Annotated in this window: 16 protein-coding genes; 9 read left to right on the top strand and 7 right to left on the bottom strand. The window is 64.5% G+C overall.

The features are described from left to right. Window positions 1–7: 7 nt before the first annotated feature. Window positions 8–1,243 (bottom strand): EAL domain-containing response regulator, encoded by a 1,236-nt coding sequence (locus tag HV681_RS02400; RefSeq protein WP_175121536.1) that lies wholly within the window; start codon window positions 1,241–1,243, stop codon window positions 8–10. Beyond that, a complete protein-coding gene (locus HV681_RS02395; RefSeq protein ID WP_217467817.1) occupies window positions 1,240–4,056 on the bottom strand; it encodes an ATP-binding protein in 2,817 nt (938 codons plus the stop codon). Before HV681_RS02395 ends, HV681_RS02400 begins: the two co-directional genes overlap by 4 nt. Before the next feature lie 137 nt (window positions 4,057–4,193). Between HV681_RS02395 and HV681_RS02390 the strand changes: the two genes are divergently transcribed. From HV681_RS02390 to HV681_RS02360, 7 genes are all read left to right on the top strand, one after another. Beyond that, complete coding sequence (locus HV681_RS02390; RefSeq protein WP_175121535.1) at window positions 4,194–4,961, top strand: hypothetical protein; 768 nt, start codon at window positions 4,194–4,196, stop codon at window positions 4,959–4,961. Window positions 4,962–4,998: 37 nt separating this feature from the next. Next, complete coding sequence (locus tag HV681_RS02385; RefSeq protein ID WP_175121534.1) at window positions 4,999–5,355, top strand: hypothetical protein; 357 nt, start codon at window positions 4,999–5,001, stop codon at window positions 5,353–5,355. Between the two features lie 479 nt (window positions 5,356–5,834). Further along, entirely contained in the window at window positions 5,835–6,911 is a 1,077-nt protein-coding gene (gene ydiK / locus HV681_RS02380; RefSeq protein ID WP_175121533.1) for an AI-2E family transporter YdiK, read from the top strand. Window positions 6,912–7,611: 700 nt separating this feature from the next. Beyond that, window positions 7,612–8,319, top strand: a complete 708-nt coding sequence (locus tag HV681_RS02375) for an RNA pseudouridine synthase (protein WP_254594886.1) — start codon at window positions 7,612–7,614, stop codon at window positions 8,317–8,319. Window positions 8,320–8,588: 269 nt separating this feature from the next. Further along, window positions 8,589–9,530, top strand: coding sequence for a S66 peptidase family protein (locus tag HV681_RS02370; protein WP_175121532.1), 942 nt, complete (start codon window positions 8,589–8,591; stop codon window positions 9,528–9,530). 138 nt (window positions 9,531–9,668) lie between these two features. Continuing rightward, window positions 9,669–10,013: a helix-turn-helix transcriptional regulator gene (locus tag HV681_RS02365; RefSeq protein WP_175121531.1), complete on the top strand. Its 345-nt coding sequence runs from the start codon at window positions 9,669–9,671 to the stop codon at window positions 10,011–10,013. Between the two features lie 16 nt (window positions 10,014–10,029). After that, window positions 10,030–11,337, top strand: coding sequence for a type II toxin-antitoxin system HipA family toxin (locus HV681_RS02360; RefSeq protein WP_254594867.1), 1,308 nt, complete (start codon window positions 10,030–10,032; stop codon window positions 11,335–11,337). Window positions 11,338–11,344: 7 nt separating this feature from the next. Here HV681_RS02360 and HV681_RS02355 read toward each other — a convergent pair whose 3' ends face one another. The 3 genes from HV681_RS02355 to HV681_RS02345 form a co-directional block, all read right to left on the bottom strand. Continuing rightward, complete coding sequence (locus HV681_RS02355) at window positions 11,345–11,809, bottom strand: Rrf2 family transcriptional regulator (RefSeq protein WP_175121530.1); 465 nt, start codon at window positions 11,807–11,809, stop codon at window positions 11,345–11,347. Window positions 11,810–11,898: 89 nt separating this feature from the next. Further along, window positions 11,899–12,783: an SAM-dependent methyltransferase gene (locus HV681_RS02350; RefSeq protein ID WP_175121529.1), complete on the bottom strand. Its 885-nt coding sequence runs from the start codon at window positions 12,781–12,783 to the stop codon at window positions 11,899–11,901. Between the two features lie 40 nt (window positions 12,784–12,823). Further along, window positions 12,824–14,173 (bottom strand): APC family permease, encoded by a 1,350-nt coding sequence (locus tag HV681_RS02345; RefSeq protein WP_175121528.1) that lies wholly within the window; start codon window positions 14,171–14,173, stop codon window positions 12,824–12,826. Window positions 14,174–14,710: 537 nt separating this feature from the next. Here HV681_RS02345 and HV681_RS02340 point away from each other — a divergent pair. Together HV681_RS02340 and HV681_RS02335 are read left to right on the top strand one after the other, a co-directional pair. Further along, the gene (locus HV681_RS02340) at window positions 14,711–15,097 is read left to right on the top strand and encodes a DUF6152 family protein (protein WP_175121527.1); all 387 of its coding nucleotides are present in this window, start codon (window positions 14,711–14,713) and stop codon (window positions 15,095–15,097) included. Window positions 15,098–15,110: 13 nt separating this feature from the next. Next, a complete protein-coding gene (locus tag HV681_RS02335; RefSeq protein ID WP_175121526.1) occupies window positions 15,111–15,596 on the top strand; it encodes a DUF6644 family protein in 486 nt (161 codons plus the stop codon). Between the two features lie 8 nt (window positions 15,597–15,604). Here HV681_RS02335 and HV681_RS02330 read toward each other — a convergent pair whose 3' ends face one another. Then, the gene (locus HV681_RS02330; RefSeq protein ID WP_175121525.1) at window positions 15,605–16,540 is read right to left on the bottom strand and encodes an SMP-30/gluconolactonase/LRE family protein; all 936 of its coding nucleotides are present in this window, start codon (window positions 16,538–16,540) and stop codon (window positions 15,605–15,607) included. Window positions 16,541–16,694: 154 nt separating this feature from the next. Further along, window positions 16,695–18,356 (bottom strand): arylsulfatase, encoded by a 1,662-nt coding sequence (locus HV681_RS02325; RefSeq protein ID WP_175121524.1) that lies wholly within the window; start codon window positions 18,354–18,356, stop codon window positions 16,695–16,697. Window positions 18,357–18,470: the final 114 nt, after the last annotated feature.

The following is an 18,470-nucleotide window of genomic DNA, read 5'->3' as shown; positions in this document are numbered from 1 at the left end:
CCGGTTCTCACCGATGCTTAGGATTTGCCGCCTGCCGCTCGCTGGCGAGCATCTGGCTGAAGCGGTCGGAAGTGACGGCGGGTGATATGAAATACCCCTGGACGCAGTCGCAACCGATGCGACGGAGGAACGCGAGATCGTGGGCGGTTTCCACGCCTTCGGCGGTGACCTGCAAGCCCAATTGCCGCCCAAGCTGTACCGAAGACACCAGCGCCGCCGACCGGCTTTCGTCGTGTGCCGCGCCGCTGACAAAGGCGCGGTCGATTTTCAGTTCGGTGAACGGCGTCGAAATCAGGCTGTACATGGAGCTGTATCCTCGGCCAAAGTCGTCCTGTGCCAACCCGAAACCCTTCAACCGCAATCGGCTGGCCCCCATATAGTATTGGCCTTGTATGGTCGGTGTCTCGTCCTCGAGTAGTTCGAAGGTGACTTCGGACGCCGCCACGCGCTTGGCCGCCACGATTTCCTCGAGGTCGTCGGGCAGATCCGGGTCGTCCAGGCACTGGGTGGGCAAATTGACGGAGACGGGCACCCGAAAGCCCATCTGGCGCCAGTGCGTGTGCGCGTTCAGCGCGGCTTCCAGGATATGTCGCAGCAGAGCCTTGTCCAGCCCGTGCGCCCGCACCGCGGTGAGAAATGCGTCTGGCGGCAGGCAGCCGAATGCCGGGTGCAGCCACCGCGCCAGCGCCTCAGCGCCGACGATCCGCCCGGTGGCAAGCGACTGCTTGGGCTGGAACCATGCTTGCAGGTGCCCCCGATGCAGCGCGTTATCGATCGCGGCACGGTCCAATACGGGGCCCGTCGTGCGGCGCACGAGTTGCGGTTCCGTGGGTTCCGTTGATTCAGGCGGATTGCGGCTGAGCAGGTCGGCCAATTGGGCGGCGTGGTGCGGGGTAAACGGCTTGGAGAACGAGCCCAGCACGGCAAGTCCCTTTTCCTTGGCCATCATGGCAACGCTGTTGATGATGCCTTTGAGGCAGGCCGACACAATAGCCAGCATGGGAGGTTGTTCCTGCCGGGACAGCCGGTCGATGAATTGCACGCCATCCATGCCGGCCATGTTCAGGTCGATCAGCACCAGGTGATACGGCTGCCGCGCGGTCTTGGCCAGGGCGGTCTCGGCGCAAGACGCCACATCCGCCCGGCCAAATCCGGCCGAGGCGAGCTGGTCGGCCAGGTGAACGCATTGAAATGGATGATCGTCCACGATCAGCACCCTGTACTCCGACAGCTTTCTCGTCATGCGGCTTCCTTGAACGGCATCAACGCCTGGCATAACGCGGCAATCGGCAGCGGTTTGAGCAGCACGGTGTTCATGCCGGCTTCCGAGCTGCGCCGCAGGTCTTCGGTGAACGCGCTGGCGGTGATTCCCACGATCGGGCGGGTGTAGCCCTGGCTTCTGAGCGCGCGGGTGAGGGCGTAGCCGTCCAGCTCTGGCATGTGCAGGTCGGTCAGGATGGCGTGGAACTCGGGGAGGTCGGGCAGTGCCAACGCGTCGTTGCCGTCTGCCGCCACGACCACCGTGCATCCCAGGTGTTCAAGCTGTTCGCGCAGGATTTGCCGGCTGACCGGGTTATCCTCGACGACCAGCAGGTGCATGTCGAGCGCGTCTCGCGACGGCTCCAGCGCGGGAAGCGTCTTGGTGGCGACGCTGTCCTGCGCCAGCCGGACCGCCGCGACGATACTGGCGAGGCTATGGCTGTCGGCCGTCCAGGTGTTGCGAGTCGGCCGCGGCTGAACGCCCGGGGGTTGTGCAAAAACCCGAGCACCGCTCCAGACGGCCGGCGTCAAATCGCGTGACCACGTTTCCACAAGGACGCTGCCCTCGCGCCGGCCATGGAGGGTGGCCTTATAGGGCATTGCCACGGCGCCGCAGTGACGCAACCACTGGCACAGATTCGCGACCACCTCGTTGTTGGCGCCCCGCACGAAGACCGGCCTGGAATCCAGCCGCACACCCAGGTCCGTGCGCACACCGCCGACGCGCGGCAGGGTCACGATGAGCGACATGCTGGTGCCCAGGCCGGGTTCGCTGACGGCGCTGAGCGTTCCGTTCATCATCTCGGACAGGCGCCGGCATATGGCAAGCCCGAGGCCGGTGCCAGGGACATTCTGGTTATCACCGGATTCAGCACGGAAGTAGGGTTCGAAAAGCCGCGCGTGGTGCTTTGCCGAGATGCCCATGCCGGTGTCCGCCACCTGGAATTTCAGGGTGGCGAAATGCGCGTCCTGGCTGAGTACCTGCAGGCGCAGCACCACCTGCCCGGAACTGGTGTATTTGATGGCGTTGTTGACGAGGTTGTTGAGGATTTGGCGGACGCGGGTCGAGTCGCCCAGAACTTGCGCCGGCGCGGCCACGTCGGCCAGTGCGTACAGGTGCAGTCCCTTGGCGTCGGCGCGCGCCGCATAGGTGCCAATGACGCTGTCCAGCAACTGGACCGGCGAGAACTCCGAGGTTTCGAGCTTCAGGTAGCCGGCCTCGATGCGCGACAGGTCCAGCGTGTCGTTGATGGAGCTGAGCAGGGTTGCCGAGGACTGCTGCATCGTATGAAGGTATTGCTGCTGCTGGCCGTCCATGGCAGTCAGGCCTAGCAGTTCGAGCGTGCCAAGGATGCCGAATAGCGGTGTCCGGATCTCGTGGCTCATGGTGGTCAGGAACACCGTCTTGGCGTGGTTCGCGGCGTCGGCGTGCAACTTGGCCTGGGTGATGGAGTGCTCGACCCGTTTGAATGCAGTGATGTCGTTGATGCCGCAGAGGATGACTTCCTCGGCGCGATAGGTGATGGGCGCGAAGGTAAGGTGCAGGCACCGGCCGTCTTCCAGCGGGTATTCGTGTTGGGCGCCATGACCGTCGTCGGCCAGCAGCCGGGCCAATAGTGCCGGGTCTTCCAGCAACCAATCCCTGGCGAGCTCGTTCGACAGCAGCGGCATGCCATCTGCCCGGCGCAAGAGGCACAGGCCCACGGGCGCGACTTCGACCAGTCTTCGATTCAGGGACACGCTTTCTGCCAGGGCCTCGTACTGGCGCAGGGCGGGGGCGACGAGTTTCCGGCGGATGTGCCGAATGCCGACGATGACCGCAGCGCACAGCAGAAGCGCGCCGCCCAGCGTGGCCTGGATGGCGTAGGCGGCGTCATCCAGGATCCGGCTGATCGGCATGTAGTAGACCAACCGCCAGCCGTCTTCGCCGACGGACTTGCTGAGCACGACGTAGCGGGGTAGCAGGCCGGATCCCCACAAGCCGAATGAGTCCTCGCGCCCGGCGTAGCGGCTTAGCCCCGCCAGGGTTTGCGCGTCGTCCGGACTATGCAGGACGGGCGCGCCATCCTGGTCATGCAGGAGGTAGCTGCCGCCCTGCAGCGAAGACGGGTCGATGGCCGCGTTGATGTCGCCGAGTTCCAGGCCGATCCATCCGGCGCTCGGCGCGGAAGCATCGACAGGCGTGTACAGATACAGGGGTTTGGCGTTATTCAGCTGAGGCTTGAGCCAGCTGATGGCGTTTTGCCCGCCGTGCGCAGCGTTTGGATTGGCGACGGCGAGCTTGCGCGCGAGCCAGGATTGCGCGGCGTGATCCGGACCGGCGGGTTGGCCGGGGCGGGGCGTGAGATAGGTGGTCTGCCCATTTCGGACGGAACTGAAGAGCAGTTGCGTCTGCGCGAACGCAATGTCGTTGAGATCGCGCGGGGTGAGAATCAACGCCCAGTCGTAGGCGTTGGGACCTTCGTGCAGGGGGAAGACGTTGATCTGCCCGGTGTTGCCAAAGTGACGCGGCGTTTCGGAGGCCGGCGCGGAATCGGTGTTGCGGACCAGGCTGGACGCCAGCGAGCGAAGCAGCGACTCCCGCTGATCGAAGAAGATCTGTGCGTTGTACGCGGCCGCGTTCATCTGGCGCCGGTAGGTGGAAACCGTGCCGGTGAAGGACCAGTAGAGCAGAAATGCAGCGGCCGCCGCGATGCAGGCGAGCAATGCGGCGGCGAAGAGATGCAAGAGCAGCGTGGGGGCTCGGGGGACTGGCTGGACGTCTGGCGAGAGGGTATTGGTTTCCTTGACAGGCATGCGCCCATCGTAGGTATGGCCCCAAACGGCGGATATAAGAAAATTTTGAAAATGCGCCGATGACGCGGGCAAATGGCAACGCAAATCGTACTTTTACGATTGGTTTGTGAAATTGCGCTCCATAAACTCGTCGCCTTATGAACGCTATCAACCAGGCCGAATCCGCCTCACTCGTCAGCGAGCCGTTACGAATCCAACCCGTGCTGGACGCGAAAGGGGTCGTCCGCGAAATGGCGCTGGTCGGCGGTCACAGCCGCCTTACTTCCGCGTTGCTCGCCAATGCCGCTTCAGCAGATGCCTTGCGCCGCGCCGGGCGAATCTTCCGCGCGGCGGGCTGCATGGCAACGCTGTCGATGGACCATCCGCTCAACGTCCACTCCGATATCCTGCTTCCACAGCAGCTATGCCAGGATCTGCGCATTGGCGCCGTGGCCGGCGACCAACTGCGTGACACGCTGCAAGAAGCGCAGCTCAGCCAGCCGATCTATCCCTGCGCCAAAGTCACGTACAACGTCCCCCTCAGCGACCGCCTGGCGCAGGGCGCGACGCTTTTTCACAGCTACCAGGAACTGCAGCCCGCGTTACGCGTGCGGCTGCTGCCCTCGGCGCAAGTTCCATTCGGCACACTTCGCGCCACGGGCCTGCGGGTGGGCATTCCGGAAGGTATCTGTACCCGTCGCCCGTTGCAAGAGCGCTTCTTCAGCCTGCTGGGGCAAGCGTCACGCCAAGGCCTGAAGGTCTTGGCGCAAGACATCCGCAGAATCGACGACTTCAACTGGCTTCGCGCGCAGCCTGACGTCCTGTTTCAGGGCGAGGCCCTGTCAATCGCCTTGAGCCTTCAGTATGTCCAGGAGTGGCTGGCCAGCGCAGGCCCCAGTTGGCGCGCTTTTCAAATGGGGGCATAGGCCAGGGCCACACCGCGGATCCGATTAAAATCCGCGCATGCTTCCTACTCAAGTCATTTTGGCGCTGCTGGTGCTACAGCTTGCGCTGCTTATTCCCCTGGTCGCGGTGGGCATCCAGCTCATACGCTGGTTACATTGGTGCTTTCTTGCTTCCCCCCAGACTCGGGGCGAGCGCCCTCGGTTCACTGGTCCGGTGCTGGCCCTGATTTTCAGCACGCTGGCGGCCACCGACTTCATCGGCTTTGAACCCTTCCCAACCCTGTCGCAAATGAATCCCGTGCCGGAGGGCGCACGCGCCTACTTCACAGTGGCGATGCTGGCCCTCGCGGTCTGGTGCTGGGCGTATTCCGGCGCGATCCGCAGCCGGATTCGCACGATGCTGGGCGTCTCGTAGCCCTTGCGCCCGACGGTAGCAACGTTCGGCCCATCGGCGGGTCAGCGTCCCGGGTAAGTTCCCTGGAATGGTTCGTTGTTTGGCTCGCCAAAATCAGACCGATGGTAATTGGCGGGGTCGGAATGGGTTGCGCGCGCGGCGTGCGACCCGTCGGAGCGGTGGGAATCCATGTAACTGCAGCCGCTCAACACGATTGCCAGCAATACGCTGGCGAAAGCCATGTTTTTCATGGCACACCTCCACACTGTTTGCCTGCGCCCCGGACCGGCGAACCCGGCCGGCCGCAGCGGCAAGCCGAGCAAGTAATGTTCCCATTCAGCTTCGCGCGGATTTCGGATACATTCGATTGATCGCGATGGCTGGCAGGGCGGGCGCCGCCAGTCCGCATCCACCGCAACCTGGGGCGAAAGCCCCGCCAGGAGCCGCGGGTGATACCACGCCAGTCCGTCGACATAGCCCGGGTTCTGCTTGTGATCGTCATGCTGTTGGCCTTGATGATCGGCAGCCTGTATGTCCTGCGTCCCTTTCTGCCCGGGCTGATCTGGGCCACGACCATCGTGGTCGCCACCTGGCCGGTGTTGCTCTCGATTCAGCGGCACTGCGGCGGGCGGCGCTGGCTGGCCACTGTGGCAATGCTGCTCATCCTGCTGTTCGTAATCGTGCTGCCGTTGTATCAGGCGATCTCCACGCTGGCGCTGCACGGCGGCGCCATTATGGCGGCGGTCAAGAGCCTGCCCGACTATGCACTGCTGGCGCCGCCGGCGTGGATCGGCAGCATTCCGCTGGCCGGCCCCCGCATCGCCCAGGAATGGCAGACGTTGTCGGACGCGGGCGCTGGCGGGCTGCTGGCGCGGATTGAACCGTACCTGACCACCGCCGCGCACTGGCTGCTCGGTCACGCCGCCATCGTCGGCGTGTTCGTGATGCACATGCTGATCACCGTGATCATCGCTGGCATCCTCTACAGCAAAGGCGACATTGCGGCCGATTTTGCGCGGCGCTTTGCCAACCGGCTCGCGGGCCAGCGCGGCGTCGCCGCGATCAGGCTGGCCGCGTCTGCGATCCGCGCGGTGGCGCTAGGCATCGTTGTGACCGCCGTCGTGCAATCGGCGCTGGGCGGTATCGGGCTTTGGATTGCGGGCGTGCCGGCGGCGGGGATTCTGACCGCGCTCATGGTGATGCTGTGCCTGGCGCAGCTCGGCCCGTTTCTGCCAATGCTGGGCGGGGTCGCCTGGCTGTTCCAGAACGATATGAAGCTGGCAGCCGCCGTGCTGCTGGTCTGGGCCATTGTGGTGGGAACGCTGGACAACCTGCTGCGGCCACTGCTTATCAAGCGCGGGGTGAACCTGTCGATGCTGCTGATACTTTCCGGCGTGTTGGGCGGCATGTTCGCCTTCGGCATCGTCGGATTGTTCATTGGTCCGGTGATTCTGGCGGTGACGTCGACGCTGCTCAAGGCCTGGATCGATGAAGTGCCGCCGCCCGCAGACGTCTACCCGGACGAAGCCGCCTTGAACGTGGACCCGCCCGACGGACCGCGGCAGAAAAGGGCGTAACATCCGTCTCAAGGTGCGGGCCACGTGGCCCGCTTTTCGCAATACCGGCAACACCGATGACAATGCTTTTTCTCCTGGCGCCTGCAGGCGTGCCCGACCTTTTCCTTCACCGTTTCAATCCGCTGCATCAGGAGGGGGGACGATGAGCAACACGATGCGGCCCACCAAGCCCGGAACGCTCACGCTGACCTCCCGTCCCGCCAAGCGCAGCGCGGCAAACCGCAGTGCACGTCCGGCGAGATCGGACGAGTCCGCTGCGACGAGCAAACCGTTCCAGCGTGCCCCGGCTGGTCAAAGCCGGGGCGTCTCCAACGCCGGAAAGACCGAGGCGTTTGAGCGCAGGGCCATCGAATCGAAGGGAGCAGCACGTCGAGCCACTGAGGCGAAAAGCGGCGGGCCGAAAGCCACCGAACGCCAAAGTAGCGGACGCGCTGCAAGCGACCGCAAGCCCAGCGACCGCAAGCCCGGTGAACGCAAGCCCGGTGAACGCAAGCCCGGTGAACGCAAGCCCGATGACCGCAAGCCCGATGACCGCAAGCCCGAAGACCGCAAGCGTGGTGACCGCTATGGCGCTAAATCGCAAGCGGGCGGCCCCAAAGCCAGCGCGAAGGGCGCCGTCGCCCGGCCCGTGCGCAATACCCCCGAACGCCGCGATCGTTCCAACCCCTCCGCACAAGCTGCCGCAAGCAACACCGATCGCCTGGCCAAGCGCCTGGCGGCCGAGCTGCCGTGTTCGCGCGGCGATGCCGAGCGTTACATCGAAGGCGGTTGGGTAACCGTCGACGGCAAAGTGCAGGAAGAGCCGGGTTTGCGAGTCGCGCCCTCTCAGGTTGTGAGCCTGATGCCCGGCGCACGGCTCGAAGAAGGCCGTCCGGTCACCGTGCTGGTCCACAAGCCGGCCGGCATGTATGCCGACGACCAGCCCGGCTCGGCGCGAGACCTCATCCTGCCCGAGAACCTGATGCCCGGGGACCGATCGGGCCAGCGTTACCTGAAACGTATGTTCAATGGACTCAAGCTGGTGACACCGCTGGAGCGCGCTGCGAGCGGCCTGGTCGTCTATTCCCAGGAGTACGCCGTGGCCCGCAAGCTGGTGGAGGAGGGCCGGCACGTGGAGCAGGAATATATCGCGCATGTCGAAGGCAAGCTCAGCGAAGCGGACCTGGCCCGCATGCAGCGCGGCATGGCCTATGAAGGCCGCGCCGCCACGCCGATGAAGGTCAGCTGGCAGAACGAGAACCACCTTCGCTTTGCGCTGAAGTCGCCCCCGCCCGGGTTCATTGAAGCCTTGTGCGATGCGGCTGGCTTGCGCTTGCTGGCATTGCGGCGTCTGCGGATCGGGCGTTTGCCGATGGCAGGCCTTGCCGCGGGACAATGGCGCTACCGGCTGGACTACGAGCGATTCTGATGCGCGGACCAACCAGCTCCCAGATTGGCGATTCTGTATTCGCGGCGCAACCGAAGACCACACCGCGCGTTGATGGCGGCTTCCCGGACGCCGGACGTCGACGGATGTTGTTCAATGCCGGCGCGCTTTGCCTGGCCGGCTTTGGCCTGGCAGGTTGCGCTGGCGGGCGGGAAGGTGCGCCGAATGCCGCATCCCAGTCTGCCCAGAATGCCGCCGCACGGCGCGACACCGCGCCGCCGCCTTCTCACGCGAAACCGGCGGCCGCACCCGTGCCTGCCCTGCGGCCCGGCGCGAAGGTCGCGATTGTGGCGCCTGCGTCCGCGGCGCCAAACGCCAGCGATCTTGCCGCGGAATGGCTGGAAGACCGGGGCTTCGTGCCGGTGGTCATGCCGGCATCGCGCACGCGGCTCGACGCCCCCTATGAATACCTGGCCGGTACCGACGCCCAGCGCCTGGACGACTTGCATGCCGCGTTTGCCGCGCCGGATATCGGCGCGGTGTGGTGTCTGCAGGGCGGTTTCGGCTCATGGCGGCTGTTGGACAAGCTGGATTTCGCGTTGCTTCGCCAACATCCCAAGCCCTTCATCGGCTACAGCGACATCACGGCCCTGCATCTGGCCATGCAGCGCCACGCCGGTTTTGTGACGTTTCACGGGCCGATGCTGGCGCAGGATCTGGTCGCGGGCAAGCGCGAGCCCACTGAATCCCATCTGCTGGCCATGCTGGGCGGGCAGATCGGGCAGGGCGCCTGGATTCAACCTCCGCCGGATACACGCGCGGTGGAACTGGTTGCAGGCACGGCCAGCGGACGACTGGTCGGTGGCAATCTGGCGCTTATCGCCGCATTGATCGGCTCCCGGCACGAGATCGATACCCGCGACGCCATTCTGTTTTTTGAAGACGTCAACGAGGCGCTGCCTCGCGTGGACCGGCTATTGAGTCAATTGGCCGCCGCAGGCAAGTTTGACGGTCTGAAGGGCGTGATCGTGGGTAATTTCACTCGCATCATCGGCACGAATCTGGAGGATGCGCAGGCGCAAAGCCTGCTGTATCCGCTGGTGATCGAACAGTTTGCCGCGCGCGGCATCCCGGTCCTGGCCGGTTGGCCCAGCGGACACGGCGAACCCAATCTGACCCTGCCGCTGGGCGCGCGCGTCACGTTGGACACCGGGCGGGCGGCGTTGCGGCTGGATCAGGCCGTGACGCGGTGAGGAATGCGCTGCGGGGCAGGGATTTGCCTCATTAATGGCGCATTAGTTGCATTTGTGCGTTATAAATGCGGCTTCCTTCTGTGATGGGTTTGACTTATTAATAGTGCATTAACGCGTTTAAAGCACTATTATTGCGTCATGAAAAAGAAGATCGAACCCAGTTTCGAGGCGGCCGAAGCTTTGGCTCGTCTAGGTGCGCGCATCCGCACCGCGCGCTTGCGCCGCAACGAAACAGAAGCGATGCTGGCCAGCCGCATGGGGGTTTCGCGAGCGACCATCAACCGGCTTGAGCGCGGCGATGGCGGCGTATCCCTGGCGCTGGCATTTGAAACGTTGCTGCAGTACGGCTTTGGCGACCAGTTGTTCGCGCTGGGTGATCCTGACCTCGATGGCGTCGGCAAACGGCTGGATGCCATGCGCCGGCCCGCCCGGGGCAGCGGCAAGGCGCAGCATTCGCATCGCGCCGATCCTTCCAGCCTGTAACGCGGCGGTCGCCATCGTGCCAGCCAAAAAGCATAAAACCGTCGAAAGCGAGCTTTTCGTCTACGTGGATATCCGGGGCGAGGCCGTGTTGGCCGGAATCCTGACCCTGGACGACACCGACGAGAATCATTTTTTTGCCGAGTTCACGTATGTGCAGTCCTACGTGAACGATCCGCGCGCGTTTTCGTTGGACCCGCTGAATCTGCCCCTTACCGATTCGACGACCACATTCCGCACCGAAAGCCGCTATCAAACACTGGGCGCCATTTTCGATGCCGCGCCGGATGCCTGGGGCCGCAATGTGATGCGCGTGGACAATGCGGGCGCCCGGGTGACCGAAAACGAAGTCCTGCTCAAGGGCCGCGGCATGGGCGTAGGAGCGCTGTTTTTCAGCGCCCGCCAGTTGACGCCCAACATGCGCAAGACCTATCGGCTGCCCGAAGTCAGCCAGCTCGAATCCCTGGCGGACCTGCTGACCGACATCGACCAGGGCATCAAGCCCAAGGGGCTGTACCGCGACATCCTGGGCAGTTCGTGGGATATCGGCGGCGCGCGTCCCAAAACGATCGTCCGGGATGCGGAAGGCGAGATGTGGATCGCGAAGTTTCCCCGTAAGGGCGAGTCCTACGACCGCCAGCGCGTGGAGTACGCCAACCTGCAGATGGCCCGCGCCATCGGGCTGAACGTGCCCGAGATCCGCCTGGCGCAGACCCACCTTGGCGCGGTGCTGCTGACGCACCGGTTCGACCGCGAGCTATTGCCGGTCCAGCAAGGGGCGGATCCAGTCATTGCGCGGCGGCATTTCCTGAGTGGCGCTTCCCTGATCAGCCCGTCCGTGCAAATCGGGAAGCGCGAACTGGACGGGCCGCGCGGTAAAGCCACGTATTCCTACGCGCGGCTGGCCGACGTGGCGCGCCGCATCTCGTCGAACCCCGTGCAGGATCTGCTGGAGCTGTATGCGCGGATGGTCCTGAACGTGGCCGTTCACAACACGGACGATCACCTGAAGAACGTCGGCTTCCTGAAGGACGAAGGCGCGCACACCTACCGGATGTCGCCGCTGTTTGATGTGGTAACCCAGGAAGGGTCGGCGCGGCATTACCTGCATATCGGTGCTGAGGGCCGTGACAGCACCTTTGCCAATTGCCTGACCGAGTACCGGCGTTTCGGACTCCGGTCGGAAGCGGCCGCCCGATCGATCATCGACCGCGTCCTGGATGTGGTGCGCGAGCGCCAGCGATTTTACGAAGAAGCCGGGATGTCGCAGGCCGAAATTGCTCACGTCGAAGCGTCGTTGATGGCGTGGCGTCAGCCGTGGAAGTAGGGGGCGATCACCCCTCGTGGATGGCCTGCGGATCAAACGCTTGCCCGCGTTCCACCATGCGCGCGTGAAAATCGCGGCTCAGGGCGGCCAGCGTGACTTTGCCGAGCCGATCCAGAAGCCGACGCTGCGCCTCTTCGAACGCGTCGTCCAGCGACGCATTCACCGCCTCTTCCACCAGGCATCCCGGCGACTCGCTGCGATTGCCCATCGCAAAGATCTCCGGTGCGCCCAGGGCGTCGTAGATATCGCGCAACGTCACTGCGTTGAAGTCACAGGAAATCGTCCATCCGCCGCCGTGGCCTTTTTCGGAGCGGACCAGACCCTGCTCTCGCAGGCCGGCCATGATGCGGCGGATCACCACGGGGTTGGTCTGCATGACGCGGCCCAGGTCGTCGGAGGTCATGGGACCGGGGTGCTCGGCCATATGCAGCAGAACGTGCAGGACGCCGGAAAGCTTGCTGTCTCTTCTCATGCAACAGATGCTATTGCATGACGCCGGGGACGGTCAACGCGACGCGGCCACACAAGGCCGCGCCGCGCGCGACGTCCAACGCACGAAGATCAGCTCCGCTTGGCCTGCCAGTTGCCCTTGCCGGCGGCGGTGCCGCTCATGGTGCGGCCGTTCACGACGCCCGCATAACGCACGCCGTCGGCGGTGAAGGTGATCGACGTGCCGTCCAGGCGGGCGTCCGAGATCGGCACGGATCCCAGCTTGCCGGACAGCACCTGATAGTGCTGATCCAGCTGCAGCGTCTGGCCGCCCAGATCCCATTTGCCCTGAACCTTGGCCGGCACGATCCACAACAGCGCCGTGCAATAGGTCTGGCAGTTCTCGGTGACGGTCTCGGAGGCGTCCGGCTCCCAGTCGCCCATGCGGAACGTATTGGACACAACGCGGGTGCCGGCCGGCAGTTCCAGCAGCTTTGGCCGCAGCTTCTCGTTGATGGTCGACAGCAGGAACATCGTGATCACGTCCGCCTGCGACAGGTCTGTGGTGAAGAGATCCTGCGCCACAAAGGTGGCCCGGTCGGCCACGCCGGCGCGCTTGGCGTTCTGGCGCGACAGCTCGACCAGGTCGGGGTTGTACTCGATGCCTTGCGCGGTCAGGCCACGCTGCGCGGCCGTGATGACCGTGCGGCCATCGCCCGATCCCAGGTCCATCAGCCGGTCCTTGGGCGTGACCTTGGCCATGTCCAGCATCTTGTCCACGAGACTTTGCGGGGTCGGGACCCAGATGACGTCCTTGCCTTCCTGGCCGACGTCGGGCACATAGGCCTTTTGTTCCCCGGCCTTGGCGGGCGCCGCGGCGGTCTGCGCCATGGCGGCGCTCGCGCCCAACAGCGCGAATGCCATTGCCGAGGCCAGCATTGCGAGACGCAGGCGCGGGGTGAACGCCTGAACCGCGGACTTGGAAGATGCGTTGAAGCGTACGTTGGAGCGTTGCATGGTGAGGGTTCCTTGGACGAAGAGGACAGGGAAGAACCAGTTAGCCGATGGCCTGGGCGGGCTTGAGCAGTCGCATGAGCGGCACGCCGGCTGCCAGCACGGCCAACCCGATCAGGGCGCCGGCGCCGGCGTACATGGCGCTGGAAACCACCAGCCCGGCGCAGGTCAGCGCCAGCAGCAAGGGAGGCAGCGGAAAGAGCGGCACGCGGAAGGGCCGGGGGCGATCGGGATCCAGGCGGCGCAGGCGCCAGACGGACGCGGCCACCAGCATCATGAACAGCCAGAACACGGGCGCGGTGTACGCCACCATCGTTTGCACGCTGTTCTGGCTGAAGGCGCCCAGCGCCACCAGCGCCAGCGTGATCAGTCCCTGGGCCACCAACGCGCTGACCGGCGTTTCGTTGCGGTCGCTCCAGCCGGCAAGCGCCTGCAGCCGCGGCACGTCCCGGCCCAGCGCGTAATACACCCGCGCGCCGGTGATGATGGTGCCGTTGATGGTGCTGAGCGCCGTGGCGCAAATGGTCAGGCTGAGCAGTGCCGCGGCATAGGGGCCGGCCGCAAGCTGCATGACCTCGGCGCCCAGCGCGGGCGTGTCGCGGAGCCCCTGCAAGCCAAAGATTTCCAGCAAGGCGATGTTGGTCAGCACATAGGCGCCGGTGACGACCGCCGTGCCGATCAGCAGCACCCGGCTCATATTCCGCCCGGGGTCGCGCAGTTCGCCACTGAGGTACGCGGCTTCGTTCCAGCCGCCATAGGTCAGCAGCACGAACACCATGCCCATGCCCAGCAGGCCCGCGGTGTTGCCCGACAGCGGCGCGGGGTCCGGGGTCTTGAGCGCCTCGCCACCCGAAGCCGTCAGGCAGGCGATCAGCACCGCGGCGAGGGCGATCACCGTCAGCAGGGTAAAGACCCATTGAAGCCGCTTGGAATAACGCGTGCCGATCATGTTCAGGCCCGTCAGCACGACCACCGAGATGGCCGCGTGCACAGCCGGCCCTTGTGATCCCAATGGCAACAGCCGGTTGGCATAGTCGCCGTAGATGAACGCCACGACCGCAATCGCGCCCGTCTGGATGACGGAGCAGCGCGCCCAGGCAAACATCAGCCCAACGCGCGCACCCCAAGCCCGGGTCAGGTACAGGTATTCGCCCCCGGCGCCGGGATACGCCGAGCCAAGTTCGGCATAGCAAAGGGCGCCCACCAGCATGACGAGCCCCCCCGCGCACCACAGGCCGATATACATGGCGTCTGAATGGGCATGCTGCGCGACAAGAGGCGGGAAACCGAAGATGCCGATGCCGATGACGACGCCGACCAGCACCATGGTTGCGTCCATGACCGACAGGCCGGTGGGCGCGCGATTGTTCACGGCGTCAGGAACGGCGCTCATGGTTGCACGCCGCGTGGACATGGATCGGCATGCAGCGAAAGGGCGTGGAGAGAAAGGAGATCAGGGGGGCGCGCGGTGGAAGTGGAGGGCAGATTCGCGAGGAAACGCGAGCGGAGCAATGACATGCAATTCTCCCGGGGGTGGAGGCGCGGAAACGGCTTAAAGGCGAATGTCGGCATATGCTGACAATTGCCTGAACATAAAGCGACCGTTACCGAACAGGGAAAGTTCCGCAGGGTTTTCCTGGGTGAGCGCGGCAGCCGCAAGCGGCGCGGGGCGCCGTCTCAACTTCATGTGTCATCTCATTAATCGGCATTAAGCTATTGATTAATCACCAGATAATTAAAAAGAAACAGCCGCAACCTAAAGTGGATTCTTAGAAGTAAATTCTCAGGATTCGCGCAATGATTTATCGCCTCCCGACCGCCAAATAAATTCACACCCGTCTCAAGAGTCGGCTGCTATCCTGTTTTTTCGCGCTCACGCCTGCGCCTTCGCGCGGACGAACGGCAGCCACCGCACTTCAGGAGCATCGACATGAAGCTTTCCCATCGCGCGTTGATCGCCACACTGGCGCTGTCTGCCATCGGCGGCGTCGTCCCCTCGGCCATGGCGCACCACGGCTGGTCGTGGGCAGAATCCGAACAAATGACATTGCAGGGTACGGTCGAACAGGTGCAGATCGCCCCGCCGCACCCCACGCTCAAGGTCCGGGCCAAGGACGGCGTGTGGACGGTGGAACTCGGCAACCCCAGCCAGACAAAGGAAGCCGGATTCGTGGAAGGTTCCGCCAAGCCCGGCGATGCGATCACCGCCGTCGGCAACCGTGACCAGGACGCGGCCGCCAAACGCATGAAGGCCGTCCAGGTGACCGTGGGCGGAAAGACCTACGACATTTACCCAAGCCGCATCAAGAAACCCTGAGCACCCGCGCCGGATGCCTGAACTGCTGCGGCTTGCGCTCCAACACCTTGAATCCGTTCCGCCGGCGCTGTGGCTGCGCCGGTCCGGCGTTCTCTATCTGCTGGTGAACGCCGCGCATATTGGCGCCATCGGCCTGTTGATCGGGTCTATCGTGCCGCTGGATCTGCGCCTGCTCGGCATCCTCAAGCCGAACGCGCTGGCCGTCCTGGCGCCGGTGCTGGCGCGCACTGCCGCCACGGGCCTTGCATTGGCGGTGCTGACGGGCGCGATGCTGTTTTCGGTGCGTCCGCTCGAGTATCTGGAAAATCCCGCATTCCTGGTGAAGATGGCGCTGCTGGCCGCCGGTGCGGTCAACGCCTGGCTCGTGCACCGGGGCCGCGCGTGGGCCGGCGTCGAAAACGGCGGCCGGCCAACCGGGATGCTTCGCGCGCAGGCAGGTGCGTCGCTGGCGCTTTGGCTGGGATGCCTGATCGCGGGGCGCTGGATCGGGTTTCTGTAGCGGCCGGCTCAGCAGTAAGGGACGCCCTGCGCGTTCACATACAGCGCAAACAGGCATTGTCCGGTCACCATGAACAGCCGGTTGCGCCGCGTGCCGCCAAAGCACAGGTTGGCGCAGCGGTCGGGCAGGGCGATGCGGCCGATGGCCGTGGCGTCGGGTGCAAAGACCATCACGCCGCTCAGGCCCGGACCCGGTCCCCAGCCGGCCCAAAGATTGCCCTCGGTATCGCAGCGGATGCCGTCCGGGATCGCCTCAAGGCTTGCCTCCACAAACGTGCGCCCTTCATCCAGCGTGCCGTCCTCTCCAACCCCGTAGACCAGGATGCGGTTAGGAGAAGAGCCGTTGTCCACGACATACAGCAGCCGTTCGTCCGGCGAAAAACACAGACCGTTGGGATTGTGGACGCCCCGGACAACGACCTGTAGCTGTCCGGTGCCGGGGTCCAGCCGATAGACATGCGTCGGGAGTTCCGGGTCGGCCTTGAAGCCTTCGTAGTTGCTCAGAATGCCGAATACCGGATCGGAGAACCAGATCGATCCATCTCGCCGCACAACCACGTCGTTCGGCGCATTCAGGTGTTTGCCCTCGAACCGGTCGGCCAGCACCGTCACTGAGCCGTCGTACTCGGTCCGCACCACGCGCCGCTCGCCATGTTCGCAACTGACGAGCCGGCCCTGGCGGTCGCGCGTGTTGCCGTTCGTGTACCCGGAAGGCTGACGGTGCACCGATACCGCACCCGTTTCCTCGTCCCATCTCAAGAGGCGGTTGTTGGGGATGTCGCTCCAGATCAGGCACCTGCCGTCTCCGAACCAGACCGGGCCCTCGCCATAGCGGACACCGGTCGCCAGGCGTTCGATGCCCGCGTTATTGAGCCGGATATTGCGGAATCGGGGATCCAGCACCTCAATGGCCGGATCGGGATAGCGTTCACTGGGTTCCCACATGGGACCTCCTGTAGCCAGGTCGCAAGCTGGCAGGCGGCTAGCTTGCCGGGATGGAATTGCCGCGTCCATCCGCCTGTAGCAGCAAGCCGCCTGCCCGGACGGGTCCCGCGTCCGTGCGGCTCACCCGAATCAGGTGAACCGCGGCGTGCCGGCGTCAGTTTCCAGTGGGCAGGGAAAGCTTGAAGCCGTCCTTCGCCAGACTGTCGCGGATGTACTGGAACCGCTCGTAGCCGGACAAGGTCAGCGGTCCGTCATAGCCTTCGCTTTGCATCTTGCGGGGCGGGTAGTCGATGTACGTCTTCATCAGCGGCGCGACGGCGTCGTTGATCATGACCATCGTCCAGGTTCGCTCCGTGACGTTGCTCATGAAGATGTCGTAACGCTCCTGCGGGTCGGCCCACAGGTCGAACACCTGGGGCACCGTCGCCACATAGGACTCGGCGCCTTTCCAGCCCAGGTTCGTGTCCACCGCAAGCCCGCCCGTCACCGCGCCGTCGTCGCCGCGCAGGTTGAACACTGCCTTGTAGTTGGCGACGCGCACGGCGCCCGGCGACAGCTCGTTCTCGGTGAAGTAGAACCACGACTTGCGGTCGCACTTGCCGGTGCCAAAGAGGACGGGCGACATGTCATAGCTGTCGAAGATGATCGGCTTGTCTTCGCGGTCGTTCGTGGGCAGCTTCACGCCGGCAACCGCGGCAAACGTCGCCATCAGATCCAGGCCCCCCACCAGGCTGTGATCTTTGGCGCCCGCGGCGATCTTGCCGGGCATCCACGCGATCGCGGGAACCCGGTTGCCGCCTTCGCGCACCGTTCCCTTTGTGCCGCGCAACGGGGTGTAGCCCGCATCGGGGTAGACGTCCTGCCAGGCGCCATTGTCCGTCGTGTAGAACACCAGCGTGTTCTTGTCCAGGCCCAGCTCGCGGATCTTGTCCATGATGCGCCCGATCCGTGCGTCCAGTTCCACGACCGAATCCGCGTACTTGCTCTTGGACATGGACTTATGGATGTAGTCGGGGTCCGGCATGTTGGGCTGGTGCACCTTCATGAAGTTGATGCTCATGAAGAACGGCTGCTCGGACTTGGCGTTGCGGTCCAGATAGTCCAGCGAGGCCTTTTCGACATACCGGTCAAAGAACGGAATGCCGACGACGCCTTCACGGCCGTTGACCATGGGCGTGTCGACGTATTGACCGTTGATCTTGAACTCCTCGCGCGGCTTTTCGCCGGCGTTGCCGGACAATGCGCCCTTGGTGACGCGTTGGAACATCTCGCGCACGTCCGCGGGCATGTCCGGGAACCACGTGGGATCCGCGTAGGTGTAGGCGTTCAGGTGATAGAGGCCCGCATACTTCATCTCGTCGTAGCCCTGGGCGTTGGGCAAGGCGTAGTCCGCTTCGCCCAAATGCCATTTGCCCGTGAAGAACGTCTTGTAGCCGGCGGTTTTCAGCACAGAACCGAGCGTCCATTCGGCCGCCGGGAGGCCGCCGCCCTGGCCTTGAAAGGCCACGGTGGTCATGCCGCTGCGATTGGGGATGCGGCCGGTCTGCATCGCTGCGCGGCCGGGGGTGCAGCTGGGTTGCGCGTAGAACGAGAAGAAGGTCATGCCTTCGGAAGAGAGCCGGTCGATGTTGGGCGTCGGCATGCCGCGGCCGATGCCGCCGCCATACGGACCGAGATCGCCGAGACCGGTGTCGTCGGAGACAAGCAGGATGATGTTGGGTTTGCGCTGATCCTGCGCGGAGGCGGGGGCACAGATTGCCGCTCCCGCCATGAGAAGTGCTGCGGCACCGCAAGTGAGCGTTCGTTTGGTCGCCATTTTCAACTCCGTCGTGTGAGAGTGAAATCAACCGCACGAAGCTGCAAACCGTGCGGTTCACATTGGCCTACGTACTTGGGGGTGTTCAATCCGGGACGCGCAGTCCGGGACGCG

Source organism: Achromobacter animicus (genome assembly GCF_902859585.1).
GTDB lineage: Bacteria > Pseudomonadota > Gammaproteobacteria > Burkholderiales > Burkholderiaceae_B > Achromobacter > Achromobacter animicus.
The sequence above is the reverse complement of the archived record's forward strand: the minus strand, read 5'-3'. Positions and strand labels throughout refer to the sequence as shown.